We start from the raw sequence: 26,306 nt of genomic DNA, 5'->3' as shown, positions 1-26,306 counted from the left end.
TGTCCGATTCCTGAAGTAAGCGGTCGTTAACTGGTGACGTGCGGTCGTTGATCGGGCATACTCACAGCGCAGCCGCTGGTCAGCGGCCTCCGAGACCCGGAGGCGGCGCCTTCGGCAGAACCGGAACGATCAGGCGGAGCGCCCCCACCCAGCGGGTCAGACCGCCGGTGCCCGAACAGGGAGGAGACCGACGCCATGTCCGACCGTGACCCGCAGCCGGTGGAGCGTCAGCTGCCCACGGAGGAAGCGCGGGACCTGATCTCGCTCGTCCGTGAGATCGCCCAGCGTGAGATCGCGCCGAAGGCGGCCGAAGAGGAGGACGCCGCGCGCTTCCCGCGCGAGATCTTCACCCTGTTGTCGGAATCGGGCCTGCTCGGTCTGCCGTACGACTCCGAGTACGGCGGCGGCGAGCAGCCCTACGAGGTCTACCTCCAGGTTCTGGAGGAGCTGGCCATGGCCCGCCTCACCGTCGGCCTCGGTGTCAGCGTGCACACCCTCGCCGCCTACGGGCTCGCCACCTACGGCTTCAAGCAGCAGCAGGTCGAGCACCTTCCGGCCATGCTCGGCGGCGGCCTGCTCGGCGCCTACTGCCTCTCCGAGCCGTCCTCCGGCTCGGACGCGGCCTCGCTGCGCACCAAGGCCGTACGGGACGGCGACCAGTGGGTGATCAACGGCACCAAGGCCTGGATCACGCACGGCGGCATCGCCGACTTCTACACCGTCATGGCCCGCACCGGCGAGGAGGGTCCCCGCGGGATCACCGCCTTCCTGGTGCCCGGCGACGCCGAGGGCCTGAGCGCCGCGGCCCCGGAGAAGAAGATGGGCATGAAGGGCTCGCCCACCGCCCAGGTCCACTTCGACGGGGTCCGGGTCGGCGACGACCGGCGCATTGGCGAAGAGGGCCAGGGCTTCTCGATCGCCCTGTCGGCCCTCGACTCCGGGCGGCTCGGCATCGCGGCCTGCGCGATAGGTGTCGCCCAGGCCGCGCTGGACGAGGCGGTCGCCTATGCCACCGGGCGCCGGCAGTTCGGTCGGGCCATCGCCGACTTCCAGGGCCTGCGCTTCATGCTGGCCGACATGGCCACCCAGATCGAGGCCGGCCGGGCGCTGTACCTCGCGGCGGCCCGGCTGCGCGACGCGGGCAAGCCCTTCTCCAAGCAGGCCGCCATGGCCAAGCTGCACTGCACCGACACGGCCATGAAGGTCACCACGGACGCCGTGCAGATCCTCGGCGGCTACGGCTACACCGCCGACTTCCCGGCCGAGCGCTACATGCGCGAGGCCAAGGTGCTCCAGATCGTCGAGGGCACCAACCAGATCCAGCGCGTGGTCATCGCCCGTCACGTGGCGGGACCTGAGAGTCGCTGAACTGCCCCCTGAGGACCGTCGGGGCCGCCAGCCTGACCCACTCCGGGTCGTGGCGGCCCGGCAGGGTGCGGCCCCGGTCGGCCCAGGTGCGCAGCAGATCACGGTAGATGGGCGGGTCCGACTGCGAAGGCGGCGGCGGAACCGATTCTGCGGGGCGGGGGACGAAGACCCGGCGCTGACGCCCGGTTGCCGGATACATGAGGGTCATGCCTGGGCAACGCGGAGGTCGCCGGACAGGTCACCGCCGTGCGCATTCGTGCGTGAGTTCACAGCCGTCCGGTTCCCGCTCTGGCCTCCTCCAGGCATCTGACGTACCGTCAGCGGACTGTCTTCCAGGGGGTGTCCGTGGCCGACGACCGTCCCGTACCGCTCGACGAGTACCCCGTGCACCAGGTGCCGCTGTCCATGAAGCACGTGGCGACCGGGGACCGGAACGCCTACGACCGCTGCATCTTCCACGTCTTCGACCATGCCGGCCGCGCCCTGCTCATCCTCGGCCTCGGGGTCTACCCCAACCTCGGCGTGATCGACGCCTACGCCACGCTCCGCACGGGGGACACCCTGCACGCCGTCCGTGCCTCGGACACGCTCGGCGAGGACCGCATGCGGCTCGCCGTCGGCCCGCTGCGCATCGACGTCCCCGAACCCCTCCACCGGCTCCGCCTGGTCTGCGAGGACGACGAGCTGTCGTACGACCTCACCTGGACCGCCGCCTTCCCGGCCCTGTGGGAGCCCCACCACCTCCAGCGCCGGGGCGGCCGGCTCACCCTGGAGGGGCGGCGGTTCGTCCAGGCGGGGAGCGTGCAGGGCGTGATCCGGGCGGGCGGTGAGCGGTTCGAGGTCTCCGCGGAGGACTGGACGGGCACCCGGGACCGCAGCTGGGGCGTGCGGCCGATACCCGGAGAGGACGGTGGGCGGCTCGCCGGGGATCACCCGACCGAGGGATTCCACTGGATCTGGTGCCCGGTCCGTTTCGAGGACCGCTTCCTGATGGTCATTGTCCAGGAGGACGCCGACGGCCACCGCTCCCTGAACGACGCCACCCTGGTCCGCCCCGGCCACCGTGACCGCCAACTGGGCTGGCCCCAGGCCGACATCACCTACCGCCGGGGCACCCGCCACCCCGAGCGTGCCGTCATCCACCTCGGCGACCTGCGCAAGCCGCAGGAACTGGACGTGGAGATCCTGGCCTCCTCCCCGCTCGCGGTCGGCGCCGGCTACCCGCCCGCCGACGACTGGCAGCACGGCACCTGGCGCGGCTCCGGCTGGACCGACCGCCGTACGTACGACCTCTCCGACCCCTCGGCGCACCCGCTGGCCGCCTACGGGGTGACCGACCACTCCGCCCGCTTCCGGCTGGACGGTCAGGCCGGGTACGGCATCTTCGAGCACGGCTCGTTCGGCCGCCACGGCCCGAGCGGCTTCACCGGCTTCGACTCCGTTGCGCCGTAGGGGGTTCGACGACATGGCCACGGCACCACGACCGCGCACCACCACCCGGGACATCGAGAAGCTGACCCGGCGCCTGACCGCCTGGCTCGGCACCCGGCTGCCCGGCGCCGAGGCCGTCGGCGTCACCGTCCCGGCCTCGAACGGCATGTCCAGCGAGACCCTGCTCTTCGACATCGAGCACCCCGAACCGCCCGTACGGTCCTGTGCGTTGCGGCTGGCGGCCGACCCCGCCGCGTACACCGTCTTCCCCGAGTACGACATGGTGCGCCAGTACCGCACCCTGCGCCTGGTGGCCGACCGCACCGACCTTCCGGTGCCCCGCGTGCTGTGGCTGGAGGAGGACCCGGGCCCGCTCGGGGCGCCGTTCTTCGTCATGGAGCGGGTGGCCGGACGCGTGCCGCCGGACGTCATGCCGTACACCTACGAAGGCAGTTGGCTGCACGCGGCGAGCGACGCCGAACGAGAGCATCTGGAGGCGGTCACGATCGGGCTGCTGGCTCGGCTGCACGACCAAGTCCCGGTGAGGGAGGCCGACTTCCTTACCCCGCCCGGCGAGGGGGACGCCCTGCGCCGGCACGTCACGGCCCAACGGGCCTACTACGCCTGGGTCGTCGACGGCCTCGCTCGCTCACCCCTCATCGAGGCCGCGTTCGACCGGCTGGAGCAGCTGTGGCCGAGCGAGCCCGGCGAACCCGTCCTGAACTGGGGCGACGCGCGCATCGGAAACGTCGTCTACGACGACTTCGACCCCGTCGCCGTCCTCGACTGGGAGATGGCGGCACTCGCCCCGCGCGAGGTCGACCTCGGCTGGACCATCTACCTGCACCGCTTCTTCCACGACCTCACGACCGCCTCCGGACAGCGCGGACTGCCCGACTTCCTGCGCCGCGACCGCGTCGAGGCCCGCTACGCACGCCTGACCGGCCACACCCCGCGGGACATGGAGTTCCACACCCTCTACGCCGCCCTGCGGCACGCGATCGTGATGCTGCGCATCGCCTACCGGCAGGCGTACTTCGGGGAAGTCGCCGTCCCGGCGAACCCGGACACACTGATCCTGCACCACGACAGTCTGCGCGCCATGGTGCAGGGCAGTTACTGGGATTGAGCCGGTACCGGGACTGTGCCGGGCGTGCCGGGAGGGTCGGGCCGGGAGGGCCGAGCGGAAGGGCTCAGGCGGCCTGGCGGCGCAGCTCCGGCACGCGCATCGGTCGCGAGCCCGGGCCGCCGACGTGCGAGAAGGGCTGCGTCCGCCAGTCCAGACCCTGGGGGAGCGTGAGCAGCAGGGCGGTGTCCTGCTCCTGCGGCTCGAAGGACTCGTCCGCGGGGCGGGCGTCGGTCGCCGAACGGCCCGTGCCCGCACAGACGGTGAGCCCGAACGGGTTCCACGGCGAGGCGCACAGCGCGTGCTCCGGAAGCACCTCCTCGTCCGCCAGCAGCGCGATAGGCTGCGCGCAGTCCGGGCAGATGACGCGGTACATCTCGAAGGTGTCGTAGAGGTCCAGCTCCTCGACCTCGAAGAGGTCGGGTTCGACGCCCTCCGGATCGGGCTCGATGACCTGCGACTGCCGCTTGGACGCGGAACGGCCTGCGCGATTGACACTCTGCATGGGATTCTCCCCCTAAGGCTGGGCCGAAAAGGCACTGCGGCCTCGACCACAGCAAGCACTTCCCGTCCGGCCTCGGCGGTAATCACGAGAACATTACGGAGCCCGCTCAGGGCATGTGGCGTTCGTCACATGCCAGGTGGGGGTGCCCGGTGTGGCGCATTTGTCTCGGGCACATCACGAACCGGGCATGACCTGCGGCGCCGAGTGTCCGTGGAGATCGAGCGCACTGTAGGTTTTTGCCTCATGGAGGAGCTGGACCGTCAAATCGTGCAGCTGCTCGTCAAGGACGGGCGGATGAGTTACACCGATCTGGGCAAGGCCACGGGCCTGTCCACGTCGGCCGTGCACCAGCGGGTGCGCCGGCTCGAACAGCGAGGCGTCATCCGCGGCTATGCCGCGGTGGTCGACCCCGAGGCCGTCGGGCTGCCGCTCACCGCGTTCATCTCGGTGAAACCGTTCGACCCCAGCGCCCCCGACGACATCGCGGACCGCCTGGCCGGTGTCCCCGAGATCGAGGCCTGCCACAGCGTCGCCGGCGACGAGAACTACATCCTCAAGGTCCGCGTGGCGACCCCGCACGAACTGGAGGAACTGCTGGCCCGCCTGCGCAGCCTGGCGGGCGTGTCCACGCGGACGACCGTTGCGCTGTCCACGCCGTACGAGGCGCGCCCACCGCGGATCTGACCGCTGTCGCCCGTGCCGGGCACGGTTTCGACACGCCCCAGGTGCGGCTCAGGCCGGCCGGCACGAGAGACTGTGGGTCATGAGTGAGCGCACCGCCGATACCCAGACCGTCCTCCTGCGCCGCGGCGAGGTGCACAGCCCCGCCGACCCCTTCGCAACAGCGATGGTCGTCGAGGCCGGACAAGTCGCCTGGGTCGGCTCCGAGGGCGCCGCGGACGCCTTCGCCGACGGCGTGGACGAGGTGATCGACCTCGACGGAGCCCTGGTCACCCCGGCCTTCACCGACGCACATGTGCACACCACCTCCACCGGCGTCGCACTGACCGGCCTCGACCTGTCCGACGCGCCCTCCCTGGAGGCGGCTCTCGACCGGGTCCGCGACTTCGCCGCCGCCCGCCCGGACGACCGCGTCCTGCTGGGCCACGGCTGGGACGCCGCCCGCTGGCCCGGAGGCCGCCCGCCGACCCGCGCGGAACTCGACGCGGCGACCGGCGGGCGCCCGCTCTACCTCTCCCGCATCGACGTCCACTCGGCGGTCGTGACCTCGGCGCTGCTCGACCTCGTGCCGGGCCTCGGCCCGGTCGACGGCCCGCTGACCGCCGACGCCCACCACACCGTGCGCCGCGCCGCGTTCGCAGCCGTCACCCCCGCCCAGCGCGCCGAGGCCCAGCGCACCGCCCTCGCGCACGCCGCCTCCCTCGGCATCGCAACCGTGCACGAGTGCGGCGGCCCGAAGATCTCCTCCGAGGACGACTTCACGGACCTGCTGAAGCTGGCCGCCGACGCGCGCGGACCGCGCGTGGTCGGCTACTGGGCCGAGCAGGACGTCGACAAGGCCCGCGAACTGGGCGCGCACGGCGCCGCCGGCGACCTCTTCGTGGACGGCGCCCTCGGCTCGCACACCGCCTGCCTGCACGAGCCGTACGCCGACGCCGGCCATACCGGCACCGCCTACCTGGACGCCGACGCCGTCGCGGCCCACGTCGTCGCCTGCACCGAGGCCGGCCTCCAGGCGGGCTTCCACGCCATCGGCGACGCCGCCGTGACCGCCGTCGTGGAGGGTGTGCGGGCCGCCGCCGAGAAGGTCGGCCTGGCCCGCGTGCGCGCCGCCCGGCACCGCGTCGAGCACGCCGAGATGCTCACCCCGGAGACCATCGCCGCCTTCGCCGAGCTGGGCCTGTTCGCCTCCGTCCAGCCCGCCTTCGACGCGCTGTGGGGCGGCGAGGACGGCATGTACGCCGAGCGGCTCGGCGTCGAGCGGGCCCGCACCCTCAACCCGTACGCGGCCCTCCTGCGCGCCGGTGTCCCGCTCGCCTTCGGCTCCGACAGCCCGGTCACTCCGCTCGACCCGTGGGGCACGGTCCGTGCCGCCGCCTTCCACCGCACGCCCGAGCACCGGGTCTCCGTACGCGCCGCGTTCACCGCGCACACACGCGGCGGCTGGCGCGCCGTCGGGCGCGACGACGCGGGCGTCCTGGTGCCCGGGGCGCCCGCCGACTACGCCGTGTGGCGCACCGACGAACTGGTCGTCCAGGCCCCCGACGACCGGGTGGCCCGCTGGTCCACCGACCCGCGCTCCGGCACCCCCGGCCTGCCTGATCTGACCCCGGGCCGCGACCTCCCGGTCTGCCTGCGGACCGTGGTCGGCGGGCGGGCGGTGTTCGTACGCCCGGGCGAGTGATCTCCGGGGGTGGCGCGGCGGTGATCGTCCGCCGCCGCCCGTCGCCCCACCTGCGCATCCTCCGCGCTCCCCGCGAACCGTAGATCGTTTGCGCAGGCCAAATGCCTATTGACAGTCGGCAGCCGGGGGCCGGTAGGTTCGTCCGAGTCCACCACCGGACGCCCGACCGGGGAGTGTTCGCGCACTCGTCGCAGCGCCGCTGGGTCAGGGACGGTGTGCCGCACCGGGGCACCGTCGCTGGGAGCCAGGCTCAGTGCCCGCGCCGGCGAAAGAACGTTCCGGCCGGTCGGCAAGGTGTGACCCGGGTGGGGTCCGGGCGCTCAGTAGACAACGGCTTTCGGTCGATCCGCAGCCAGCGGGTCCAAGGTCGGCCCGAAGGGCGCCGGGCCCCCATCCGCCGCGGGTTGCGGATACCCAAAAGTGCACTCTTACCCCACTCTTGTGGAATAGACACCACCATACGAACGCGCCGGGAGGTCAGGGCAGGCCGCGGCCACTATGGTGGACCCCTGCGTACGACCAGAAGGGGCAGCAGTGAACGACGGCGACGGGACCCTCGCGGCCAAGGCCCAGGGAAGGCAGTACGGCCCGCTCGGAACGGCCTTGGTGATCATCCCGACCTACAACGAGGCGGAGAACATCAAGCTCATCGTCGGCCGGGTACGCAAGGCCGTCCCCGAGGCCCACGTACTGGTGGCGGACGACAACAGCCCTGACGGCACGGGCAAGCTGGCGGACGAGCTGGCCGCCGAGGACGACCACGTCCAGGTGCTGCACCGCAAGGGCAAGGAGGGCCTGGGCGCCGCCTACCTCGCGGGCTTCCGCTGGGGCATGGAGCACGGCTACGGCGTGCTGATCGAGATGGACGCCGACGGCTCCCACCAGCCCGAGGAGCTGCCGCGCCTGCTCACCGCCCTCAAGAGCGCCGACCTGGTGCTCGGCTCCCGCTGGGTGCCCGGCGGCCGGGTGGTCAACTGGCCCAAGTCCCGCGAGTTCATCTCCCGCGGCGGCAGCCTGTACTCCCGCCTCGCGCTCGACCTCCCGCTGCGCGACATCACCGGCGGCTACCGCGCCTTCCGCCGCGAGACCCTGGAGGGTCTGGGCCTGGACGAGGTCGCCTCGCAGGGCTACTGCTTCCAGGTCGACCTCGCCCGCCGTGCCGTCAAGGCCGGCTACCACGTGGTCGAGGTCCCCATCACCTTCGTGGAGCGCGAACTCGGCGACTCCAAGATGAGCAAGGACATCCTCGTCGAGGCGCTGTGGCGGGTCACCGCCTGGGGCGTCGGGGACCGCGTCGGCAAGTTCACTGGCAAGGACAAGCGGGCGTAGGACGGGCGCCGGCCCCGGCCGGCCATCCTCTTGTCCCGCATCCCGCTTATCCCGTACTGAGCCGCGCCCAGGCACACTGGGAGCATGACGACTGGCGCCCCGACCTCTGCGACCACCACTCGGCCCCGACGTTCCCCGGTGCGCAGATATCTGCCGCTGGGCATCGCCGCCTGGCTCGTGCTGGAGATCTGGCTGCTGACCCAGGTCGCGGGCGCGGCCGGCGGCCTGACCGTGTTCCTGCTGCTGGTGGCGGGTGTCGTCGCCGGCTCCGTGGTCATCAAGCGGGCCGGCCGCCGCGCCTTCCAGAACCTCAACGAGGCCTTCCAGCAAGGCGGTTCACCGAAGCGCGGCGGCGGCAACGGCCTGACGATGCTCGGCGGTCTGCTGCTCATCATCCCCGGCCTGATCTCCGACGTGTTGGGCCTCCTCCTGCTGATACCCGCGGTGCAGAAGGGCGTGAGCCGCTACACCGAGCGCAAGCTCCGCCATGCCGCTCCCGGATCCCTGGGCAACGCCTTCCAGCAGGCCCGCATGCACCGGCCGGACGGCAAGGTGGTGCAGGGTGAGGTGATCCGGGAGGACCGCCCCGAGCCGGGGGAACAGTGGCCCCCGCTGACCCGGTAGCCGCACGCGAACAGCAAACCGCGGGCGCCGTACGTCTCACGTACGGCGCCCGCGGTAATTTTACGTGCGCTGTGTGTCCGGCCCAGCCCCGCAGGGACTACGCCGACTTGCGGCTGTCCCTCGGGTGAACCGCGATGTTCATCGCCCCGGAGCGAAGAACGGCCAGGCGCTCCTCGAGAACCTCTTCGAGTTCCTCGCGCGTGCGGCGCTCCATCAGCATGTCCCAATGGGTACGCGCAGGCTTGGCCTTCTTCTCCTCAGGGCCGTCGCCGTCCACCAGGAGTGCCGGGGCCCCGCAGACCTTGCACTCCCACTCCGGCGGGATCTCCGCCTCGACCGAGAAGGGCATCTCGAAACGGTGCCCCTTCTCACATGCGTACTCCACGGCCTGGCGCGGAGCCAGGTCGATGCCGCGGTCCGTCTCGTAGCTGGTCACTACGAGGCGCGTACCGCGAAGAGCTCGCTCACTCATGAATCGTGCCTCCCGGGCTTGTCGCCCACAGGACAGGTGTCGCTGTCGTCGTCATCCGGTCAACGTCCGGTCGGCGGTAAAGATTCCCGTTCCGGGTCATGCGTCGCCGTCGTAGCCGCCCCTTGTTCTACCCACAGGCGCCCGGTTTGTCACATCTGCTAGCAGATGTCACCCAGCGTTTCGGCATCTTTGACGCGCAGTAACGGTACGCCTGGCAGGCCAAACGCGTACACTACAGCCCTTTCGCGCCGAGCGCTAAATCGACGCTAAATCCTCTCCGGGACAGGGTTGCCCGCCGCCTGGATCGCCTGGCGCACCGGGACCCGTGCGAGCAGGGCGAATCCGATGACGAAGAAGGCCACCAGCGAGATGATCGCGGAGCGGTAGCTTCCGGTCAGCTGGTAGGTCACACCGAACAGCAGCGGCCCGAGCCAGCTCATGCCGCGGTCGCTCATCTCGTACGCCGAGAAGTATTCCGCCTCCTTGCCGGGCGGCACCAGATGCGAGAAGAGCGAGCGGGACAGCGCCTGGCTGCCGCCGAGGACCAGCCCGATCCCGGAGGCCAGCACGAAGAACCACACCGGCGCCCCGGCGGGCAGGAAGTAGCCGGCCGCCAGCGTGAGCGTCCAGGCCACCAGCGAGCCGAGGATCGTCCGCTGCGCGCCGTAGGTCCGGGCCAGCCGCCCCATCGCCAGGGCGCCCGCCACGGCCAGCACCTGCACCAGCAGCACGGCCCCGATGAGCGTCGACTGCCCGAGCCCCAGCTCCTGGGAGCCGTAGACGGAGGCCTGGGAGATCACCGTCTGGATGCCGTCGTTGTAGATGAGGTACGCCAGCAGGAACGCCAGCGTCAGCGGGTGCCGGCGCATGTCCCGGACAGTGGCCGCGAGCTGCCGCAGCCCGGGCGCGGCGGCGCGCTCCACGCGCGCGTGCCGGTCGCGCAGCCGGCGCAGCGGTATGAGGGTGAAGGCACCCCACCACAGACCGGCCGAGGCCAGACAGACGCGGACCGCCGCCGTCTCGGACAGGCCGAAGGAGTCGTGCGCGGAGTACAGGACGAGGTTCGCGACGAGCACCAGGGAGCCCGCCGCGTAGCCGGATGCCCAGCCCCGCGAGGAGACCGCGTCCCGCTCCTCGGGCGGGGCGATCTGCGGGAGATAGGAGTTGTAGACCATCGCCGCCACGGACTGCGCCGCGTTGGCGACGATGAGCAGCACCCCGCCGAGCAGGTAGCGGTGGCCGTCCAGGAAGAACATGCCCGTGGTCGCGGCGGCGCCCGTGTACGCCGCCGCCCCCAGCAGCGGCTTCTTGCGGCCCGAGCGGTCCGCCGCCGCGCCCGCGAGCGGCATCAGCACGACCGCCACGATCACCGACAGGGACACCGAGTAGGCGAAGAAGGAGCCCGCCCGGACCGGGATGCCCAGCGGGTGCACATAGCCGTCGGCGTCCGCCGCCGACTCGGCGACCGAGGTGAGATACGGGCCGAGGAACACGGTGAGGACGCTCGTCGAGTAGACCGAGCAGGCCCAGTCGTAGGCGTACCAGCCGCGCTGCTCGCGCCGCCGTGCCGCTCTGTCGTCGTCGGTCGCCGCCTGTACGGTGTCGATGCCCATACGCACCCCTCGCTTCTGCGCTGTCGTGCCGTGCGAAGGTGCGGTTCCGGCACTCCGGGCGGTCAGGCCCAGACGCCGCGGTCCTCCATGACCTTGCGCAACGTGTCGATGTGATCGGTCATGATGCCATCGACTCCGAGATCCAGGAGCCGGTGCATCCGCTCCGGTTCGTTGATCGTCCACACGTGCACCTGCAGCCCGAGCGCGTGGGCGGCACGGACGAAGCGGTGGTCGACCACCGGGACGCCCGACTGGGCCTCCGGCACCTGCGCGGCGACCGCGGAGCGGCGCACCGAGGCCGGCAGCCCCCAGGAGCGCAGCCGCAGGCTGAGCACCCCGCGCGTGCCGAACGAGGTGGCGAGCCGCGGCCCGGCCAGCCGCTGCGCGCGCAGCACCCGGGCCTCGGAGAAGGAGCCCACGCACACGCGGTCCCAGGCGTCCGTGCGCTCGATCAGGTCCAGCAGCGGTCGCAGGGCGGGCTCCGCCTTGATGTCGACGTTCCAGCGGACGTCGGGGAAGGTCTCCAGCAGCTCCTCGAAGAGCGGCACGGGTTCCCGGCCGCCCACGCGCGCCTGCCGCACGTCCGCCCAGGGCAGGTCGGCGATGCGGCCCGCCCCGTCGGTGACCCGGTCCAGGGTCGAGTCGTGGAAGGCGACGAGCCTGCCGTCCGCCGTGGCGTGCACATCGGTCTCGATGTACCGGTAGCCCAGCTCGACCGCCCGCCGGAACTGCGCGGCGGTGTTCTCCAGCCCGTCGGCGGCCCCGCCGCGATGGGCGAAGGGGATGGGCCCGGGGTGGTCGAGGTACGGGTGGCGGACGCGTATCGATGTGCTCACCGACGCAGTATCGCTCCTCCTGGTATCGGCTCGGCAACGATCGCGCTGCCGTCCGATGCCGCCGGGGCGGCGAACATCCGCAGGAACAGCTGGGCCAGCGGCCCGATGGCCACCGCGTACAGCAGGGTGCCGATGCCGATGGTGCCGCCGAGGGCGAATCCGGTGGCCACCACGGTCACCTCGATCACCGTTCGCATCAGCCGGATCGAGCGGCCGGTGCGCCGGTGCAGACCGGTCATCAGACCGTCGCGCGGCCCCGGCCCGAAGCTCGCCGTGATGTACAGGCCGGTCGCCAGACCGTTCAGCACGACCCCGGCCAGCAGCAGCGGTACCCGGACGACGAGCGAGTGCACGTCCGGGAGGAGGGCGAGGGTGCCGTCCATGGTGAGCCCGACGATGAAGACGTTGGAGACCGTGCCGAGCCCGGGGCGCTGGCGCAGCGGTATCCACAGGAGCAGCACCGCCGCCCCCACGATGATCGACACCACTCCGATGGTCAGCCCGGTGAGTTTCGCCAGCCCCTGGTGCAGCACGTTCCAGGGTTCGAGGCCCAGGTCCGCCTGGACGAGGAGCGCCGAACTGGCCCCGTAGAGCGCGAGTCCGGCGTACAGCTGGATCAGCCGTCGTCCGAGACGGCCCGGTATGGACATGAATGACCCCCCTGGGTGGTGACAGTGGCCTGATGCATGACACTCTGTGGCTTGGGATGGAACGCCATCCATGGCCAATTCGGGGAAGGTGGACTGATTGCCATGGCGCACTGGACTTCGGCCGTGGGTGCCGCGCAACTCGCCCGGCTGCTCAACTCCCAGCAGGACCGCCCGGCTGGCCCCGGCACACGCCGCCCGCCCGCCTACCGCGCCCTCGCCGACGGCATCCGGCTGCTCGTGCTCGAAGGGCGCGTCCCGGTGGCCGCCCGGCTGCCCGCCGAACGCGAGCTGGCCCTCGCCCTCTCCGTCAGCCGCACCACCGTCGCCGCCGCCTACGAGGCACTGCGCACCGAGGGGTTCCTGGAGTCCCGGCGCGGGGCCGGCAGCTGGACCGCCGTACCGGCGGGCAACCCGCTGCCCGCGCGCGGCCTGGAACCGCTGCCCCCCGAGGCCCTCGGCTCGATCATCGACCTGGGCTGCGCGGCCCTGCCGGCCCCCGAACCGTGGCTGACCCGCGCGGTGCAGGGCGCCCTGGAGGAGCTGCCGCCGTACGCCCACACGCACGGCGACTACCCGGCCGGGCTGCCCGCGCTGCGCGCGATGATCGCCGAGCGCTACACCGCGCGGGGCATTTCGACCATGCCCGAGCAGATCATGGTGACGACCGGTGCGATGGGCGCGATCGACGCCATCTGCCACCTCTTCGCGGGCCGCGGCGAACGCGTCGCCGTGGAGTCCCCCTCCTACGCCAACATCCTCCAGCTCATGCGCGAGGCGGGCGCCCGGCTAGTCCCCGTCGCCATGGCCGAGGGCCTGAGGGGCTGGGACCTGGACCGCTGGCGCCAGGTCCTGCGCGAGGCCGCGCCGCGCATCGCCTACGTGGTGGCCGACTTCCACAACCCCACCGGCGCGCTCGCCGACGACGACCAGCGGCGCCGGCTGGTGGACGCGGCCCGCGCGGCCGGCACCGTCCTCGTCGCGGACGAGACCATGAGCGAGCTGTGGCTCGACGAGGACTTCGGCGGCGACGCCATGCCCCGCCCGGTCTGCAGCTTCGACCCGGCCGGCTCGACCGTGATCACCGTCGGCTCGGCCAGCAAGGCCTTCTGGGCGGGCATGCGCATCGGCTGGGTGCGCGCGGCCCCGGACGTGATCCGCAGCCTGGTCGCCGCCCGCGCGTACGCCGACCTGGGCACGCCCGTCCTCGAACAACTCGCCGTGAACTGGCTGTTCAGTACCGGGGGCTGGGAGGAGGCGGTGGAGCTGCGCCGCGCCCAGGCCCGCGAGAACCGGGATGCCCTGGTGGCCGCGATCCGCCGGGAGCTGCCCACCTGGGAGTTCGAGGTCCCCAACGGCGGTCTGACCCTGTGGGTCCGCGCGGGCGGCCTGTCCGGCTCCCGCCTCGCGGAGGCGGGCGAACGCGTGGGCGTCCGCGTCCCTTCCGGACCCCGGTTCGGCGTCGACGGCGCCTTCGAGGGCTACGTACGCCTCCCGTTCACCGTCGGGGGAGCGGTGGCGGAGGAGGCGGCGGTGCGCCTGGCGGCGGCGGCGAAGCTGGTGGAGGCGGGCGCGACGGCCGGAACGGAGGCGCCCCGCACGTTCGTGGCATGAGCCGACGGGTCCTGAGGAACGTCGTCGTCCGCGGGAGCGTGGGGGCTGGTCGCGCAGTTCCCGCGCTCCTAGGAAGCTGCAGCCCCGTCGGTCGCGATCGCACCGTAGAACGGTGCCTTCTCGACCGTTTCCAACGGCTCGGCCACCTCCACGGCCGCCTCCATGGGAGTGGTCCGCGCCGGCAGCAGCGCCAGCACCGCCTGACGGTCCGCTGCGCTCGTGGCGTCGTCGTACGGGTCGGGCGTGGACGGGACCTGAAGGCGGTGCACCGGACCGGCCCCCAGCCGGGCGTACCCGCGGCCCGGCGGCACTTGAGCCGGTGGCGTGCTGTGCGGTGGCGCCCCCAGCACCGCCTCGACCAGCTGCGGTGCGGCGGCTCCGAGGACGACCCGCGCGCGCGTGTGCTGCCGTACCGCCTCGCTGAGCAGCTCGGCGCTGTCGAACTGTTCGGCCACCACGACGGTCACGTTCGCCGCCCGGCCGTGCCGCAATGGCACCTGGAGCAGCGTCTGGGGGTCCTTGCGGGCTTCGGCCTCGGAGAGGTGGGCGAAGACGGTCGGGCGGTCCAGGAGGATCCACAACGGCCGCCTGCAGTCCTCGGGCGGTGGGTCGCCCGCCTGCCGGGCCCGGTTGATCGCGATGAGCCGGCGCTCGGTCTCGTTCGCGGCCCACTCCAGACTCGCCAGCGCCCCCGCGAGGGCGCACTCCACGGCCAGGACGCCGTCCCGGCCGGTCAGGCACGCGTACTCGCCGGTGCCGCCGCCGTCGACGATCAGGACGTCGCCGTACTGGAGCGCCTGGAGGGCGATCGAGCGCAGCAGCGTCGAGGTGCCGCTGCCGGGGTGGCCCATGGCCAGCAGGTGCGGCTCGGTGGAGCGGACGCCGGTGCGCCAGACGACCGGCGGCACATCGCGCTGTTCCTCTCCGTAGGAGAGGGGGAGGGTGCGCTGGACCTCGGTGGGATCGGTGAGGCCCAGGACCGTCTCGCCGGGCGCGGTGACGAAGCGCTGGGCGGCGGTGTCGGTGGGCAGCGGCGCGAGGACGGTGACGTCGAGCCGGTTGCCCTCCTCGTCCCAGGCGAAGTGGTACTCGCGGCCCCGCCCGGCCTTCGCGGTGAGCAGATGCTCGATCCGCGCGCGGGCCTCGGGCTCGCCGTCCGGGAAGTACGCGGGGTAGCGGATCACGAGGTGGGCGATGCGGCCCGCGCCGTCGAACTCGTGCGTGGCGAAGGCCTTTTCCCACTCCCCGCCGTGCCCGTACAGCGGTGCCGGGTCCTCCGGGGCGGAGAAGTGCGGCATCAGGGCCTCGTACAGGGACTGGAGCCGCTCGATCTGCGACTCGTCGGGCCCTTCGGGTTCCGGCGGGGTGCGGTCACGGCCCTGCCAGGCCGCCGCCGCCATCAGGGTGATGGCGGCGAGCAGGGGGCCGTAGGGCATCAGTGCCACGACCAGGATCACGGAGGCCGTGAGGAACAGCAGCGGCCCCCGCTTGTCCTTGGGCGTGTCCGCCCACTTGCGCAGCCCGGCCGCGGCCAGCCGGCGCAGCCCGCGCGAGACGGTGATCAGCGGGTGGAGGACGTCGGTTGCGCTGTCGGCCGCCGTCCGGGCCAGCTCCCGGCTCCGGGCGATCTGCGAGCGGGCGTACTCCGCGCTGCCATTGCTCAGAATGCGGGGGAGAGGGCGCCGGGCCACTGCTGTCTCCTGGTGGTGCGTACGGGCGGGACGGAGCGGATCAGAACTTGATGCCGCCCAGGAGGCTCGCCAGGCTCTCGCCGCCGGCCTTGATGCTCGGGGCGATGGCCGTGCTCGCGAGGTAGAAGCCGAACAGGGCCGAGACCGCGGCGTGTGAGCCCTTCAGCCCGTCCTTCCGGAAGAAGAGGAAGACGATGATGCCGAGCAGGACGACGCCGGACATGGAGAGGATCATTTGAGGCCTCCTGGTGTCGAGAGGGGACAGTCACCATGAGTACTTCCAGGATCACAGGATGTATCTATACGATAAAAGGTGCAACTGGGTGAAATTGGGCGGATTTCCCTCGTTCGGCTGAGCGATTCCGGCGAGCGGTCCTGGCCCGGTTGAGCAGGTCTGTCGCCTTCGGTCGGGTGTGTTGCTGATCTTTACCTCGGGCAGATCGGGTCATGTGCCCTGCGAGCCAGTACGCTGACGATTCACTCGTACGGCTGTGTTCCGCTCGCTGCCGTACGCTCCCTCAGTCCCCGGAGTTCTTGAAGTGAGCAAGGAGAGGCGGTCCGGTCATGAGTGAAGCCCCCGACCCCGAGGTCGTGGAGCTGGCGACCAAGATCTTCGATCTGGCCCGGCAGGGGCAGACCGAGGCGCTCGTGGCGTACGTCGACGCGGGTGTTCCGGCCAACCTCACCAACGACCGCGGCGACTCCCTGGTGATGCTCGCTGCCTACCACGGACATGCCGACGCGGTGCGCGCGCTGCTCGACCGCGGCGCGGACGTGGACCGGATCAACGACCGGGGCCAGACCCCGCTCGCGGGGGCCGTCTTCAAGGGTGAGACGGAAGTGATCAAGGCCCTCCTGGAGGGCGGCGCCGACCCGGCCGCGGGTACCCCCTCGGCCGTCGACACGGCGCGCATGTTCGGCAAGACGGAATTGCTGGAACTGTTCGGCGCACACTGAGCCGAACGTCCTGATCAGGTACTGACCAGGCACGACACACAAATCGGGGGAGGCGGTAGTAGGCCGCCGGAAATACGGTCGCGGCAGCACAGACCGCGGGTCATCATGACGACGTGATTCACGGACGCGATGGCTGGGCAGGTGTTGCCGCACCGCGCGGACCGTGATGCGGTCCGCATGGGCCACCGACGAGAGGCAGAGAGAAATGGTCTACAGCAAGCAAGAGACGGCGGGCGCTCCGACGTTGTGTCACGCGGCCAGGTAGTGCGTGTTCCCCGGTTGCGTCGACGCTTGATGTGAGGCTGTTTCCCATGTTCGATCCGGTCATAGCGCCCAGCGGTACGCTGCTCGGCCTGCTCCAGCGGGGCCGCGGCGACGGCACGCTGCACGCGCTCACCGCCCCGCGCGCGGAAGCGCTCGCGGCCCTGAACCACTGTGTGCTGCGCGACCCCCGCCACGACTGGCAGGTGGAGAACCGCTCCCTCTACTACGCCCGCCTCTACCTCGACCTGAACGGCGAGCTGGACGCCATCGAGGCGCACCTCTTCGACCCCGAGGACGTCCTCGACACCTGCGAGTCCCGCACCGGCCTCGCGCTGGCCGTCCTCGGCCACCTCGCCTCCTACGGCAGGCGGGACGCGCTGGAGCTGCTGCGCCGGTACGCCGCTCACGGCTCCAACTGGGCGTGGGCCCTGGACGAGCTGGCCCTCAGGGACGACGACGCCGGCCTGCGCGCCCTCGCCGCGCCCGTCCTCGCCCGCTTCTCCGCCGACCCAGAGGGCGAGGCCGAGCTGGCCGCCGCCGTCCGCGACGCCTTCGAGCCCCGGCCCTGGCGGCTGTGGGCCGAGGATCCCCGCGAATGGATCGCCACGCGCGTGCGTGCCGCCCACGAAACCGGCTGTTTCGACCGCTGGCAGCGCCAGATGCGGCCCACCGGACCCCGCCCCGGCTGGAGCGTGCGCGCCGTCTTCGAGTGGGCCCAGCAGGGCATGGAGCGCGGCGCCGCCCTCCATGTGCCCGCCGCCCGCTGTCTGACCGCCGTGGCCGGTCCGGACGACCGGCCAGAGATCCTGCAGGCCGCCAGGAGCGGCACGGACGGGGCCCGCTGCACCGCGCTGCGCTACCTCGCCGACAGCAACGATCCGGACGCCCTCGGCCTGATCGAGGCCGCCGTGACCGACGGCACGACCGTCGTGGTGGAGGCCGCCGTCGACGCCTTCGAACGGATGCGCAGCTTCGCCGCCGTCGACCGCGCGCGCGGCTGGGCCCAGCGCCCCGACGCCCTCGGCGCCGCCGCCGGACGCATGCTCGCCTGCCGCGGCGGAGCCCAGGACAAGGACCTCGTCCTCGGCGCCCTGCGCGAGGCGGTGCGCGGTGAGGGCCCCGACGCCCCGACGCTGTGGACCCTCGTCGACGGCACCGGACGCCTCGGCATCGCCTGCGCCGCCCCCGTCCTGCGCCACATCTACCGCGAGACGGCCTCCTCCCACCTCCGCGGCCGTGCCGCCCGCGCCCTGGCCGCCACCGATCCCTCCTTCGCCGCCGGCTTCGCCGTCGAATGCCTGTGGGACTGCGAGGAGACCACCCGCGAACTCGCCGCCCGGCACGCCGAGACCGGTGACACCCGGGTCGTCGAACGACTCCGCCGCCTCGCCGCCGACCCGGCGGAGGAGGACGAGGTACAGACCGCGGTGCGCAGCCGCTTCGGACCGGACGCCCCCACGGGCTGAGAGCCGGTTGACACACCGGCTGAGACAGCGGCTGACAGACCGGTTGACACGATGTACGGATACGTACCCGGGCGGACTTCCGCCCGCTGTGTGAACGCGTGGTGACCCGCAGGTCAGGTGGGCATGGACACCGTCTGACCTGCATGGGTGTGCACATCAACGCTCACGGGACGTTCCTCGGCCGGAAAGATCCACGTTGACGCGGCCACGTCCAGCGCGGCGACAACACCCGTATGCGTGTCGTCATAGTGACCGAATCCTTTCCCCCCGATGTGAACGGCGTGGCCCACTGCGCGCTCCAGACCGCCCGGCACCTCGTGGATCGCGGCCACCACCCGCTCGTCGTCGCGCCGGCCACCGCGCCCGGCACCAAGGCCGACGCCCTGGAGGCGCCGTGCCCCGTCGTCCGTGTCCCCTCCCTCCCCCTCCCCGGCTACCCCCAGGTCCGCGTCGCCCTCCCCAGCCGGCGCCTCGCCGCGGCGCTCACCGAGCACCGCGCCGACATGGTTCACCTGGCCAGTCCCTTCGTCCTCGGCGTCCGCGGCATGGCCGCCGCGGCCCGGCTCGGCATCCCCGCCGTCGCCGTCTACCAGACCGACCTGGCCGGCTACGCCCGCACCTACATGGGCGCGGGCGAGGCGGCTGCCTGGCGGCGGATCCGCTCCGTGCACTCCGCCGCCGACCGCACCCTGGCCCCGTCCAGCGCCGCCCAGCACGACCTGGAGGAACACGGCGTACCCCGGGTACGGCTGTGGCCGCGCGGCGTGGACACCGTTCGTTTTCGGCCAGAACATCGCGACGAGGCGCTGCGCCGCGAACTCGCCCCGAACGGCGAGCTGATCGTCGGCTACGTCGGCCGGCTCGCCCCTGAGAAGCACGTCGAACTGCTCGCCGGCGTCTGCGGCCTGGACGGCGTGAAGGTCGTGGTGGTCGGCGACGGTCCCAGCCAGGCGCACCTCACCGAGGCCCTGCCCGGCGCCGTCTTCCTGGGCCGCCGCACCGGCGGCGACCTCGCCCGGATCTTCGCCTCGCTGGACCTGTTCGTGCACACCGGGCCCTTCGAGACCTTCTGCCAGACCGTCCAGGAGGCCATGGCCAGCGGTCTCCCCGTGGTCGCGCCCGCGGCCGGCGGCCCGCTCGACCTCGTCGACCACGGCCGCACCGGACTGCTCGTCCCACCGCGCGACGCCCGTGCCGTACAGGAGGCCGTCGCCGCCCTGGCCGGTGATCCGCAGCTGCGGGCCGAGTACGGCGCCGCCGCGCGTGCGACGGTCGAGGGCCGCACCTGGGCCGCCATCGGCGACCAACTGATCGCGCACTACGAGGACGTGCTCGCGGTACGGAAGACGGCGGTGGCGGCATGACCGGCGAGTCCCTGCGCATCGTCCGGCTCGCCAACTTCGTCGCCCCCGCCTCCGGCGGCCTGCGCACCGCCCTGCGTGAACTCGGCAAGGGCTTCCGCGCGGCGGGCCACGACCCGGTGCTGATCGTGCCGGGCGAGCGGTACACCGACCACGACACCGAGCAGGGCCGGGTCATCACCCTGCCCGGCCCGGTGCTGCCGGGAACCGGCGGCTACCGCGTGCTGACCGACAAGCGGCGCGTGACCACGCTCCTGGAGGAGCTGGCCCCGGACCGCCTGGAGGTCTCCGACCGGACGACCCTGCGCTGGACCGGCCGCTGGGCCCGGCGGGCACGCGTGCCCGCCGTGATGGTCTCCCACGAAACCGCCGACGGCGTGCTGCGCACCTGGGGGCTCTCCGAGAACATGTCCCGGCGGGCCGCCGACGCCCTCAACACCCGCACCGCGTACGTCTACTCGCGCATCGTGTGCACCACGGAGTTCGCCGAGCGCGAGTTCGTACGGATCGGCGCGCGCAACGTCGTACGCGCCCCCCTGGGCGTCGACCTGATGGAGCGCCACCCCGCGCTGCGCGACCCCGGGCTGCGCGCGCTCCACGCGCGCGCGGACGAGGCGCTGCTGGTGACCTGCACCCGGCTGTCCGTGGAGAAGCGGCCCGGCACCGCCCTGGACGCCCTGGAGGCGCTGCGGCGGCGCGGGCGCCGGGCGGTGCTGGTGGTCGCCGGTGACGGGCCGTTGCGGGCCCGGCTGGAGCAGCGCGCGCGGGAGCGCGGGCTGCCGGTGACGTTCCTGGGGCACGTCGCCGACCGCGCCGCCCTCGGCGCGCTCCAGGCGTCCGCCGACGTCTGCCTGGCGCCCGGGCCCGCCGAGACCTTCGGGCTCGCGGCCCTGGAGGCCATGGCGTGCGGGACGCCCGTCGTGGCGAGCGCGTCGTCCGCGCTGCCCGAGGTGATCGGGTCGGCCGGTGCGACGGCGGCGGACAACGGAGAGGCGTTCGCGGACGCCGTCGAACTCCTTCTGGAGCGCGGCGAGTCCGAGCGGCGCGAGACGGCACGCGCGCGTGCCGAGTGTTTCGGGTGGGGAACGGCCGTGGAGGCGTTCCTCGCGGCGCACGACGCGGAGGTGCTAGGGCGCGCCGACACGGCGGCCGTGTCCCGTCCCGCCGGTGCCGTGATCGCCTCCCGCCCCGCCGTGCCGGAGGGTGTGGCCACCGTGCCGGAGGGCGTGGCATGAGACCCGTCCGCTTCGTCGCCCTCGGGGACTCGCTGACCGAGGGCGTGGGCGACCGCGCCGGTGAGGCGTGGCGGGGCTGGGCCGCGCTGCTCGCGCCCTCGCTCGCCGCGGACGTGGAGTTCACCAACCTCGCGGTCAGCGGGGCGCAGACCCGGGACGTGCTGGAGAAGCAGACTCCGGCAGGTCTCGAACTCGGCCCCGACCTGGTGTCCGTGGTCATCGGCGTCAACGACACCCTGCGCCGCACCTTCGACATCCACGCGGTGGCCGCCCGCCTCGACCGGGTCTACGCGTCCTTCACCGGCCGGGGCGCCACCCTGCTCACCGCCTGCCTGCCCGATCCCGGGGCGATGCTCGGCCTCCCGGGCTCCCTGGCCCGCCCGCTGGCCCGCCGGCAGCGCGCGGTCAACACGGTCGTGCACGCGCTGTCCGACCGCTACGGGGCCGTCCATCTGCACGCCGCCGAGGGCTGCTGGATCACCGACCGGGCCCTGTGGAGCGCGGACCGGCTGCACCCGGGCGAACGCGGACACCGGCAGCTCGCCGTCCGCTTCCACGAACTGCTCGCCGAGGCGGGCCGCGCAACGGGGGCCCCGCCCTCGCCCGAACCGGAGTTCGCCGCACCGACCCGGACGGCGAGCCTGTGGTGGCTGGCCACCGCCGGCACCGCCTGGGTGGCCCGGCGCTGCACCGACCTGCTGCCGCAACTGCTGCGCCTGGCCGCCGACGAGCTGCGGCATCGGGCCCGGGGCACGAGTACCCGCCTCGACCTGGGCACCGCAGCCGCGGTGTCCGCGGCACTGGCCGCTCTCGCGACGGCGGAACGGCCGGAGGGCGCCTGAGGCCGGGCCGGGCGGATCAGCGGCGGCGTACGGCCACGAACCGCACCGGGGTGCCCGGGACCGCCTGAGCCGCGGCGGGGAGGTCGGCGGCGCGGACCACCGCGATCACTGGGTAGCCCCCGGTGGTCGGATGGTCGGCCAGGAAGACCACCGGGCGGCCGTCCGGAGGGACCTGGACCGCCCCGCGCACCATCCCCTCGCTCGGCAGCTCACCGGGCCGGGCTCGCGCCAGGGCGGGTCCCTCGGTGCGCAGGCCGATGCGGTTGCTCGCCGACGACACCCGGTACGCGCGTGTGGTGAGATCGCGCACCGCCCGCGCCGTGAACCAGTCGTCGCGCGGGCCCGGCGTCACCCGGAGCACGAGTTCGGCCGGCGGGCACGGCTGCGGGGCGACGTCCACGCGCGCGGGAGGGCCCGCCGGGGCGCCGAGCGGCAGCACCGTGCCCTCCGTGAGCGGCGCCGGGCCGAGCCCGGACAGCAGATCCGTGGCGCGGCTGCCGAGCACCGGCTCCACGGCGACGCCGCCCGTGACGGCCACATAGCTGCGCACACCGGCCACGGCGGCGCCCACCTCCAGCAGTTCACCGGCGGGGACGACGACCGGGGCGCCCCAGGCCGCCGGGCGTCCGCCCACCGTGACCGGGCAGGGCGCGCCGCCGACCGCCACCGTCAGCGCGGACCGGGAGCGCACCGCACAGCCGTTCAGCGTGGTCTCCAGGACGGCCGCGTCGGGCGGATTGCCGACGAGCCGGTTGACGAGCGCTGCCGCGGGTGGGTCGAGCACGCCCGAGCGGGGCACGCCCAGGTGCGCGTACCCGGGCCGCCCGCGGTCCTGCACGGTGGTCAGGGCCCCGGACCGCACGACGACGAGCGCACGGTCGGTCATGACGCCTCCACCGGTACGGCGGTCATGAGCCCTCCACGGGGACGAAGCGTACGCGCGTGCCCGGCGAGAGCAGCGCGGCCGGTACGCGCGCGTGGTCCCACAGCACGGTGTCCGTCGTACCGATCAGCTGCCAGCCGCCCGGTGACGAGCGCGGGTACACGCCCGTGTACGGGCCGGCCAGCGCCACGGCACCGGCGGGGACGGCCGTGCGCGGGGTGGCCCGGCGCGGCACGTCGTAGCCGGCGGGGAGCCCGGTGAGGTAGCCGAAGCCGGGCGCGAACCCGCAGAAGGCCACCGTGAAATCGGTGCCCGCGTGGATGCGGGCCACCTCGTGCTCGGGCACCCCCCAGTGCGCGGCGACCTCCGCGAGGTCGGGGCCGTCGTAGCGCACGGGCAGCTCGACCAGCTCACGCGCGCGTGCCGGAATGGGCGGCACTTCGAAGGAGGTCAGTTCGGTTGCCCAACGGACCGGGTCGTCCAGGCCGTCGAGCAGGACGGTACGGGCGGCCGGGACGATCTCGCGGACGGTCAGCGTGCCCTCCGCGCGGCGCCGCAGCAACTCCGCGTGCAGGGCGCGCGCCTCCTCGCCGGACGCGGCCTCCAGGAGCAGCGCGTCCTCGCCGACGGGCAGCGCCCTCACGCGAACGCCTCCACCGTCACGCCGGCCGCCGCCAGCCGCTCGCGCACCCGGCGGGCCAGTTCCACCGCGCCGGGCGTGTCGCCGTGCAGGCACAGCGAGCGGGCGCGCACCCGGACGCGCGCGCCGGAGCGCGCGGTCACCTCGCCGGAGCGCGCGAGACGGACCGAGCGCTCCACGACCGCGTCCGGGTCGGTCACCACGGCGCCCTCCCGGCCGCGCGGCACCAGGGTGCCCTCGTCGGTGTACGCGCGGTCCGCGAACGCCTCCGGGACGGCCGGCAGGCCCGCCTTCGCGGCCAGCTCCAGCAGCCGCGACCCGGGCAGCCCCAGGACCGGCAGCGAGGCGTCCGCCAGGAGCACACCGTCCACGACCGCGGCGGCCTGCTCCTCGTCGTGCACAACCCGGTTGTAGAGCGCGCCGTGCGGCTTGACGTACCCCACGCGCGCACCCGCGGCCCGCGCGAAGACCTCCAGGGCGCCGATCTGATAGGCCACCTCGGCCGCCAGTTCGGCGGGCGGCACGTCCATCGCGCGCCGCCCGAACCCCGCCAGGTCCCGGTAGGAGACCTGCGCGCCGATCGTCACCCCGCGCGCGGCGGCCAGCTCGCACACCCGGCGCATGGTGGCCGCGTCCCCGGCGTGGAAACCGCAGGCCACATTCGCGCTGGTGACGACGGACAGCAGCTGCTCGTCGTCGGTGAGCCGCCAGCGGCCGAAGCCCTCGCCGAGGTCGGCGTTCAGATCGATCGGGGTCATGGATTCCCTCGTGTTTCCGGTTCAGGCCACGCGGTACTGCTCGTCGCGGGCGTCGGTCAGGAACATCTGGCCCGGTGCGTGGGTGAGGGCGAACGGCGGCCGGGAGGCCATCACCGCCGCCTGCGGGGTCACCCCGCAGGCCCAGAACACCGGGATGTCGTCCGGCTCGGCGTCCACCGGGTCGCCGAAGTCGGGGCGGGCGAGGTCACCGATGCCCAGCCCCGCCGGGTCGCCGCAGTGCACGGGGCTGCCGTGCACCGCCGGCAGCAGGCTGCTCTCCCGGATCGCGGCGGACAGGTGCTGGGGCGGCACCGGGCGCATGGACACCACCAAGGGGCCGTGCAGCCGTCCCGCCGGACGGCACTGGCGGCTGGTCGTGTACATGGGCACGTTGCGGCCCTGCTCCACATGCCGGATCGGCACGCCCGCCCCGGCCAGCGCCCACTCGAAGGTGAAGCTGCACCCGAGCAGGAACGACACCAGGTCGTCCCGCCAGTACCCCCGCACGTCCGTGGGCTCGTCTACCAACTCGCCGTGCTCCCACACCCGGTAGCGAGGCAGGTCGGTGCGCAGGTCCGCGCCCTCGGCGAGGACGGTGCTCCAGGAGCCGGCGGCCGTGACGTCGAGCACGGGACAGGGCTTCGGGTTGCGCTGGCAGAACAGCAGCATGTCGTATGCCCAGTCGGCCGGCACCGAGATGAGATTGGTCTGCGTATGTCCCGCCGCGACACCCGCCGTCGGGCCCGCGAGGCCCTCCCGGAAGCGCTCCCGCGCGGCTTTCGGGCTCCACGCGCGCGCATGCTCGTCGACGACGGTCAGGGGACGGTCCTCCGTGCGGCTCATGCCAGCTCCTTCCCACGCGTCTCCGGCAGCCCGAGCAGCGCCAGCGCCGCGAGGCCGTAGCCGACCGCCCCGAAGACGAGCGCGCCGCCCAGACCCCAGCTGTCGGCCATGAAGCCCACCAGGGTGGGGAAGACCGCGCCCACCGCGCGGCCCGCGTTGTACGTGAAGCCCTGGCCGGTGCCGCGCACCGCCGTCGGGTACAGCTCGCTGAGGTACGCGCCGAAGCCGCTGAAGATCGCCGACATGCAGAAGCCGAGCGGGAAGCCCAGCACCAGCAGCACGGTGTTCGCGCCGTGCGGGATGTGCGCGTACGCCAGGACGCAGAGCGCCGACAGTAGCGCGAACAGCCAGATGTTGCGGCGCCGGCCGAGCCGGTCGGTGAGGTGTCCGCCGGTCAGATAGCCGAGGAAGGCGCCGGAGATCAGGAATGTGAGATACCCGCCGGTGCCGACGACCGACAGGCCGCGCTCGGTCTTCAGGTACGTCGGCACCCAGGTCGCCAGCGTGTAGTAGCCGCCCTGCACGCCCGTGGACAGCAGCACCGCGCAGAGCGTCGTACGCAGCAGGCCCGGGTCGTCGCCGGAGCCCGGCCGGAAGATCGCCGTGAACGAGCCGCGCCGCGGGCTCTGTTCGCGGGCCGCGACGGCCTCGGGCGCGTCGTGCACCCGGCGGCGCAGCCACACCACGAGCAGCGCGGGCAGGGCGCCGGTCCAGAACATCACGCGCCAGGCCCAGTCCTCGCCCACGAACGAGAAGACCAGCGTGTAGACGACCGCCGCCAGCGCCCAGCCGACCGCCCAGGAACTCTGGATCGCGCCGAGGGTACGGCCCCGGTGGCGCGCGCTCGCATACTCGGCGACCAGGATCGCGCCGACCGCCCACTCGCCGCCGAAACCGAGGCCCTGAAGGGCGCGGAAGACCAGCAGGGTCTCGTAGGTGGGCGCGAAGCCGCAGGCCACGGTGAAGACGGCGTAGGCGGTCACCGTGATCATCAGTGCCCGGACCCGGCCCACCCGGTCCGCGACCACACCCGCCGCGGCGCCGCCGATCGCGGAGACCACCAGGGTGACGGTCGTGAACAGGCCGGTCTGGCCGCTGTCCAGGCCGAAGTACGCCGCGAGCGCCACCATGCTCAGCGGCAGCGTGAAGTAGTCGTAGGAATCCAGGGCATATCCGCCGAAAGCCCCGGCGAACGCGCGACGGCCGTGCGGACCGAGGGCGTGCAGCCAGCCGAACGCGCCGTCAGGGGCGGCGCGTTCGCCCTCGCCGGGGAGGGCGTCAGGGGTCAGGGTCCGCGGTGGAGGGGTTGTGCTCATGGGCACCTCGCAGAAAGGGACGGAGGGTGCTGGGAAGAGCCGTGCCGTGCGGAAGCCGTGTCGTGCGGAGAGTCGTTGCGGAGCACCGTAGAGGATCGTTCAACGATCCTTCAATACGCG

General features: G+C 73.0%; 25 protein-coding genes. 13 read left to right on the top strand and 12 right to left on the bottom strand.

Features of this window, described 5'->3' with window-relative positions:
- Positions 1 to 195 precede the first annotated feature (195 nt).
- The 3 genes from ACWD35_RS02940 to ACWD35_RS02930 all read left to right on the top strand — a co-directional run bounded on the left by ACWD35_RS02940 (position 196) and on the right by ACWD35_RS02930 (position 3,928).
- Complete coding sequence (locus tag ACWD35_RS02940) at positions 196 to 1,368, top strand: acyl-CoA dehydrogenase family protein (protein ID WP_451349370.1); 1,173 nt, start codon at positions 196 to 198, stop codon at positions 1,366 to 1,368.
- 345 nt (positions 1,369 to 1,713) lie between these two features.
- Positions 1,714 to 2,820, top strand: coding sequence for a hypothetical protein (locus tag ACWD35_RS02935; RefSeq protein ID WP_451349369.1), 1,107 nt, complete (start codon positions 1,714 to 1,716; stop codon positions 2,818 to 2,820).
- A 13-nt stretch (positions 2,821 to 2,833) separates the two neighbouring features.
- Positions 2,834 to 3,928: a phosphotransferase family protein gene (locus ACWD35_RS02930; protein WP_451349368.1), complete on the top strand. Its 1,095-nt coding sequence runs from the start codon at positions 2,834 to 2,836 to the stop codon at positions 3,926 to 3,928.
- 64 nt (positions 3,929 to 3,992) lie between these two features.
- On the opposite strand, the gene ACWD35_RS02925 is transcribed toward ACWD35_RS02930, so the two are convergent.
- Positions 3,993 to 4,430, bottom strand: a complete 438-nt coding sequence (locus tag ACWD35_RS02925; protein WP_451349367.1) for a hypothetical protein — start codon at positions 4,428 to 4,430, stop codon at positions 3,993 to 3,995.
- 243 nt (positions 4,431 to 4,673) lie between these two features.
- On the opposite strand from ACWD35_RS02925, the gene ACWD35_RS02920 reads away from it, so the two are divergent.
- The 4 genes from ACWD35_RS02920 to fxsA all read left to right on the top strand — a co-directional run bounded on the left by ACWD35_RS02920 (position 4,674) and on the right by fxsA (position 8,748).
- Positions 4,674 to 5,114: an Lrp/AsnC family transcriptional regulator gene (locus ACWD35_RS02920; RefSeq protein WP_189951680.1), complete on the top strand. Its 441-nt coding sequence runs from the start codon at positions 4,674 to 4,676 to the stop codon at positions 5,112 to 5,114.
- 79 nt (positions 5,115 to 5,193) lie between these two features.
- On the top strand, positions 5,194 to 6,795 hold the full coding sequence (locus ACWD35_RS02915; protein ID WP_451349366.1) for an amidohydrolase: 1,602 nt from the start codon (positions 5,194 to 5,196) through the stop codon (positions 6,793 to 6,795).
- 534 nt (positions 6,796 to 7,329) lie between these two features.
- Entirely contained in the window at positions 7,330 to 8,124 is a 795-nt protein-coding gene (locus ACWD35_RS02910; RefSeq protein WP_451349365.1) for a polyprenol monophosphomannose synthase, read from the top strand.
- A gap of 84 nt (positions 8,125 to 8,208) precedes the next feature.
- A complete protein-coding gene (gene fxsA, locus ACWD35_RS02905; protein ID WP_451349364.1) occupies positions 8,209 to 8,748 on the top strand; it encodes an FxsA family membrane protein in 540 nt (179 codons plus the stop codon).
- A gap of 97 nt (positions 8,749 to 8,845) precedes the next feature.
- Here the strand turns inward: fxsA and ACWD35_RS02900 are convergent, their stop codons facing one another.
- From ACWD35_RS02900 to yczE, 4 genes are all read right to left on the bottom strand, one after another.
- The gene (locus ACWD35_RS02900; RefSeq protein WP_009187548.1) at positions 8,846 to 9,220 is read right to left on the bottom strand and encodes an RNA polymerase-binding protein RbpA; all 375 of its coding nucleotides are present in this window, start codon (positions 9,218 to 9,220) and stop codon (positions 8,846 to 8,848) included.
- A 266-nt stretch (positions 9,221 to 9,486) separates the two neighbouring features.
- Positions 9,487 to 10,833: an MFS transporter gene (locus ACWD35_RS02895; protein ID WP_451349363.1), complete on the bottom strand. Its 1,347-nt coding sequence runs from the start codon at positions 10,831 to 10,833 to the stop codon at positions 9,487 to 9,489.
- 62 nt (positions 10,834 to 10,895) lie between these two features.
- Complete coding sequence (locus tag ACWD35_RS02890; RefSeq protein WP_451349362.1) at positions 10,896 to 11,669, bottom strand: glycerophosphodiester phosphodiesterase; 774 nt, start codon at positions 11,667 to 11,669, stop codon at positions 10,896 to 10,898.
- Positions 11,666 to 12,319 carry a membrane protein YczE gene (yczE, locus tag ACWD35_RS02885; protein WP_451349361.1) on the bottom strand — a complete coding sequence of 218 codons (654 nt, stop codon included), beginning with the start codon at positions 12,317 to 12,319 and terminating at the stop codon, positions 11,666 to 11,668. The genes ACWD35_RS02890 and yczE overlap by 4 nt, the downstream gene beginning before the upstream one ends.
- A 102-nt stretch (positions 12,320 to 12,421) precedes the next feature.
- On the opposite strand from yczE, the gene ACWD35_RS02880 reads away from it, so the two are divergent.
- A complete protein-coding gene (locus tag ACWD35_RS02880; RefSeq protein ID WP_451349360.1) occupies positions 12,422 to 13,930 on the top strand; it encodes an SCO1417 family MocR-like transcription factor in 1,509 nt (502 codons plus the stop codon).
- A gap of 68 nt (positions 13,931 to 13,998) precedes the next feature.
- Here ACWD35_RS02880 and ACWD35_RS02875 read toward each other — a convergent pair whose 3' ends face one another.
- Positions 13,999 to 15,621: a hypothetical protein gene (locus ACWD35_RS02875; protein WP_451349359.1), complete on the bottom strand. Its 1,623-nt coding sequence runs from the start codon at positions 15,619 to 15,621 to the stop codon at positions 13,999 to 14,001.
- A gap of 40 nt (positions 15,622 to 15,661) precedes the next feature.
- Positions 15,662 to 15,856 (bottom strand): hypothetical protein, encoded by a 195-nt coding sequence (locus ACWD35_RS02870; protein WP_039656925.1) that lies wholly within the window; start codon positions 15,854 to 15,856, stop codon positions 15,662 to 15,664.
- 329 nt (positions 15,857 to 16,185) lie between these two features.
- On the opposite strand from ACWD35_RS02870, the gene ACWD35_RS02865 reads away from it, so the two are divergent.
- The 5 genes from ACWD35_RS02865 (at position 16,186) to ACWD35_RS02845 (ending at position 21,746) form a co-directional block, all read left to right on the top strand.
- Positions 16,186 to 16,578 (top strand): ankyrin repeat domain-containing protein, encoded by a 393-nt coding sequence (locus tag ACWD35_RS02865; protein ID WP_451349358.1) that lies wholly within the window; start codon positions 16,186 to 16,188, stop codon positions 16,576 to 16,578.
- A 311-nt stretch (positions 16,579 to 16,889) separates the two neighbouring features.
- Positions 16,890 to 18,308, top strand: a complete 1,419-nt coding sequence (locus ACWD35_RS02860) for a HEAT repeat domain-containing protein (protein ID WP_451349357.1) — start codon at positions 16,890 to 16,892, stop codon at positions 18,306 to 18,308.
- A gap of 233 nt (positions 18,309 to 18,541) precedes the next feature.
- A complete protein-coding gene (locus ACWD35_RS02855; RefSeq protein ID WP_451349356.1) occupies positions 18,542 to 19,672 on the top strand; it encodes a glycosyltransferase family 4 protein in 1,131 nt (376 codons plus the stop codon).
- On the top strand, positions 19,669 to 20,904 hold the full coding sequence (locus ACWD35_RS02850; RefSeq protein WP_451349355.1) for a glycosyltransferase: 1,236 nt from the start codon (positions 19,669 to 19,671) through the stop codon (positions 20,902 to 20,904). The genes ACWD35_RS02855 and ACWD35_RS02850 overlap by 4 nt, the downstream gene beginning before the upstream one ends.
- Positions 20,901 to 21,746 carry an SGNH/GDSL hydrolase family protein gene (locus ACWD35_RS02845; protein ID WP_451349354.1) on the top strand — a complete coding sequence of 282 codons (846 nt, stop codon included), beginning with the start codon at positions 20,901 to 20,903 and terminating at the stop codon, positions 21,744 to 21,746. The genes ACWD35_RS02850 and ACWD35_RS02845 overlap by 4 nt, the downstream gene beginning before the upstream one ends.
- Positions 21,747 to 21,762: 16 nt before the next feature.
- Here the strand turns inward: ACWD35_RS02845 and ACWD35_RS02840 are convergent, their stop codons facing one another.
- Genes ACWD35_RS02840 through ACWD35_RS02820 form a run of 5 tightly spaced genes read right to left on the bottom strand, consistent with a single transcriptional unit; the run spans position 21,763 to position 26,186 of the window.
- Positions 21,763 to 22,632 carry a 5-oxoprolinase subunit C family protein gene (locus tag ACWD35_RS02840; RefSeq protein WP_451349353.1) on the bottom strand — a complete coding sequence of 290 codons (870 nt, stop codon included), beginning with the start codon at positions 22,630 to 22,632 and terminating at the stop codon, positions 21,763 to 21,765.
- Between the two features lie 22 nt (positions 22,633 to 22,654).
- Complete coding sequence (locus ACWD35_RS02835) at positions 22,655 to 23,272, bottom strand: 5-oxoprolinase subunit B family protein (protein ID WP_451349352.1); 618 nt, start codon at positions 23,270 to 23,272, stop codon at positions 22,655 to 22,657.
- Positions 23,269 to 24,027, bottom strand: a complete 759-nt coding sequence (locus tag ACWD35_RS02830) for a LamB/YcsF family protein (RefSeq protein WP_451349351.1) — start codon at positions 24,025 to 24,027, stop codon at positions 23,269 to 23,271. Before ACWD35_RS02830 ends, ACWD35_RS02835 begins: the two co-directional genes overlap by 4 nt.
- 21 nt (positions 24,028 to 24,048) lie before the next feature.
- Positions 24,049 to 24,870 carry a putative hydro-lyase gene (locus ACWD35_RS02825; protein WP_451349350.1) on the bottom strand — a complete coding sequence of 274 codons (822 nt, stop codon included), beginning with the start codon at positions 24,868 to 24,870 and terminating at the stop codon, positions 24,049 to 24,051.
- Complete coding sequence (locus ACWD35_RS02820; protein ID WP_451349349.1) at positions 24,867 to 26,186, bottom strand: MFS transporter; 1,320 nt, start codon at positions 26,184 to 26,186, stop codon at positions 24,867 to 24,869. Before ACWD35_RS02820 ends, ACWD35_RS02825 begins: the two co-directional genes overlap by 4 nt.
- Positions 26,187 to 26,306 lie beyond the last annotated feature (120 nt).

The sequence above is a fragment of the Streptomyces sp. NPDC002671 genome, from assembly GCF_053592475.1.
Note: the sequence above shows the minus strand (reverse complement) of the source record. Positions and strands in the feature narration are given on the sequence as shown.

Excerpts from the sequence above, each read along its gene's own strand:
- ACWD35_RS02940 (WP_451349370.1), top strand. The coding sequence starts at position 196 with ATGTCCGACCGTGACCCGCAGCCGGTGGAGCGTCAGCTGCCCACGGAG.
- ACWD35_RS02930 (WP_451349368.1), top strand. The coding sequence starts at position 2,834 with ATGGCCACGGCACCACGACCGCGCACCACCACCCGGGACATCGAGAAG.
- ACWD35_RS02925 (WP_451349367.1), bottom strand. The coding sequence starts at position 4,430 with ATGCAGAGTGTCAATCGCGCAGGCCGTTCCGCGTCCAAGCGGCAGTCG.
- ACWD35_RS02920 (WP_189951680.1), top strand. The coding sequence starts at position 4,674 with ATGGAGGAGCTGGACCGTCAAATCGTGCAGCTGCTCGTCAAGGACGGG.
- ACWD35_RS02915 (WP_451349366.1), top strand. The coding sequence starts at position 5,194 with ATGAGTGAGCGCACCGCCGATACCCAGACCGTCCTCCTGCGCCGCGGC.
- fxsA (WP_451349364.1), top strand. The coding sequence starts at position 8,209 with ATGACGACTGGCGCCCCGACCTCTGCGACCACCACTCGGCCCCGACGT.
- ACWD35_RS02900 (WP_009187548.1), bottom strand. The coding sequence starts at position 9,220 with ATGAGTGAGCGAGCTCTTCGCGGTACGCGCCTCGTAGTGACCAGCTAC.
- ACWD35_RS02895 (WP_451349363.1), bottom strand. The coding sequence starts at position 10,833 with ATGGGCATCGACACCGTACAGGCGGCGACCGACGACGACAGAGCGGCA.
- yczE (WP_451349361.1), bottom strand. The coding sequence starts at position 12,319 with ATGTCCATACCGGGCCGTCTCGGACGACGGCTGATCCAGCTGTACGCC.
- ACWD35_RS02880 (WP_451349360.1), top strand. The coding sequence starts at position 12,422 with ATGGCGCACTGGACTTCGGCCGTGGGTGCCGCGCAACTCGCCCGGCTG.
- ACWD35_RS02870 (WP_039656925.1), bottom strand. The coding sequence starts at position 15,856 with ATGATCCTCTCCATGTCCGGCGTCGTCCTGCTCGGCATCATCGTCTTC.
- ACWD35_RS02865 (WP_451349358.1), top strand. The coding sequence starts at position 16,186 with ATGAGTGAAGCCCCCGACCCCGAGGTCGTGGAGCTGGCGACCAAGATC.
- ACWD35_RS02860 (WP_451349357.1), top strand. The coding sequence starts at position 16,890 with ATGTTCGATCCGGTCATAGCGCCCAGCGGTACGCTGCTCGGCCTGCTC.
- ACWD35_RS02855 (WP_451349356.1), top strand. The coding sequence starts at position 18,542 with ATGCGTGTCGTCATAGTGACCGAATCCTTTCCCCCCGATGTGAACGGC.
- ACWD35_RS02850 (WP_451349355.1), top strand. The coding sequence starts at position 19,669 with ATGACCGGCGAGTCCCTGCGCATCGTCCGGCTCGCCAACTTCGTCGCC.
- ACWD35_RS02845 (WP_451349354.1), top strand. The coding sequence starts at position 20,901 with ATGAGACCCGTCCGCTTCGTCGCCCTCGGGGACTCGCTGACCGAGGGC.
- ACWD35_RS02840 (WP_451349353.1), bottom strand. The coding sequence starts at position 22,632 with ATGACCGACCGTGCGCTCGTCGTCGTGCGGTCCGGGGCCCTGACCACC.
- ACWD35_RS02830 (WP_451349351.1), bottom strand. The coding sequence starts at position 24,027 with ATGACCCCGATCGATCTGAACGCCGACCTCGGCGAGGGCTTCGGCCGC.
- ACWD35_RS02825 (WP_451349350.1), bottom strand. The coding sequence starts at position 24,870 with ATGAGCCGCACGGAGGACCGTCCCCTGACCGTCGTCGACGAGCATGCG.
- ACWD35_RS02820 (WP_451349349.1), bottom strand. The coding sequence starts at position 26,186 with ATGAGCACAACCCCTCCACCGCGGACCCTGACCCCTGACGCCCTCCCC.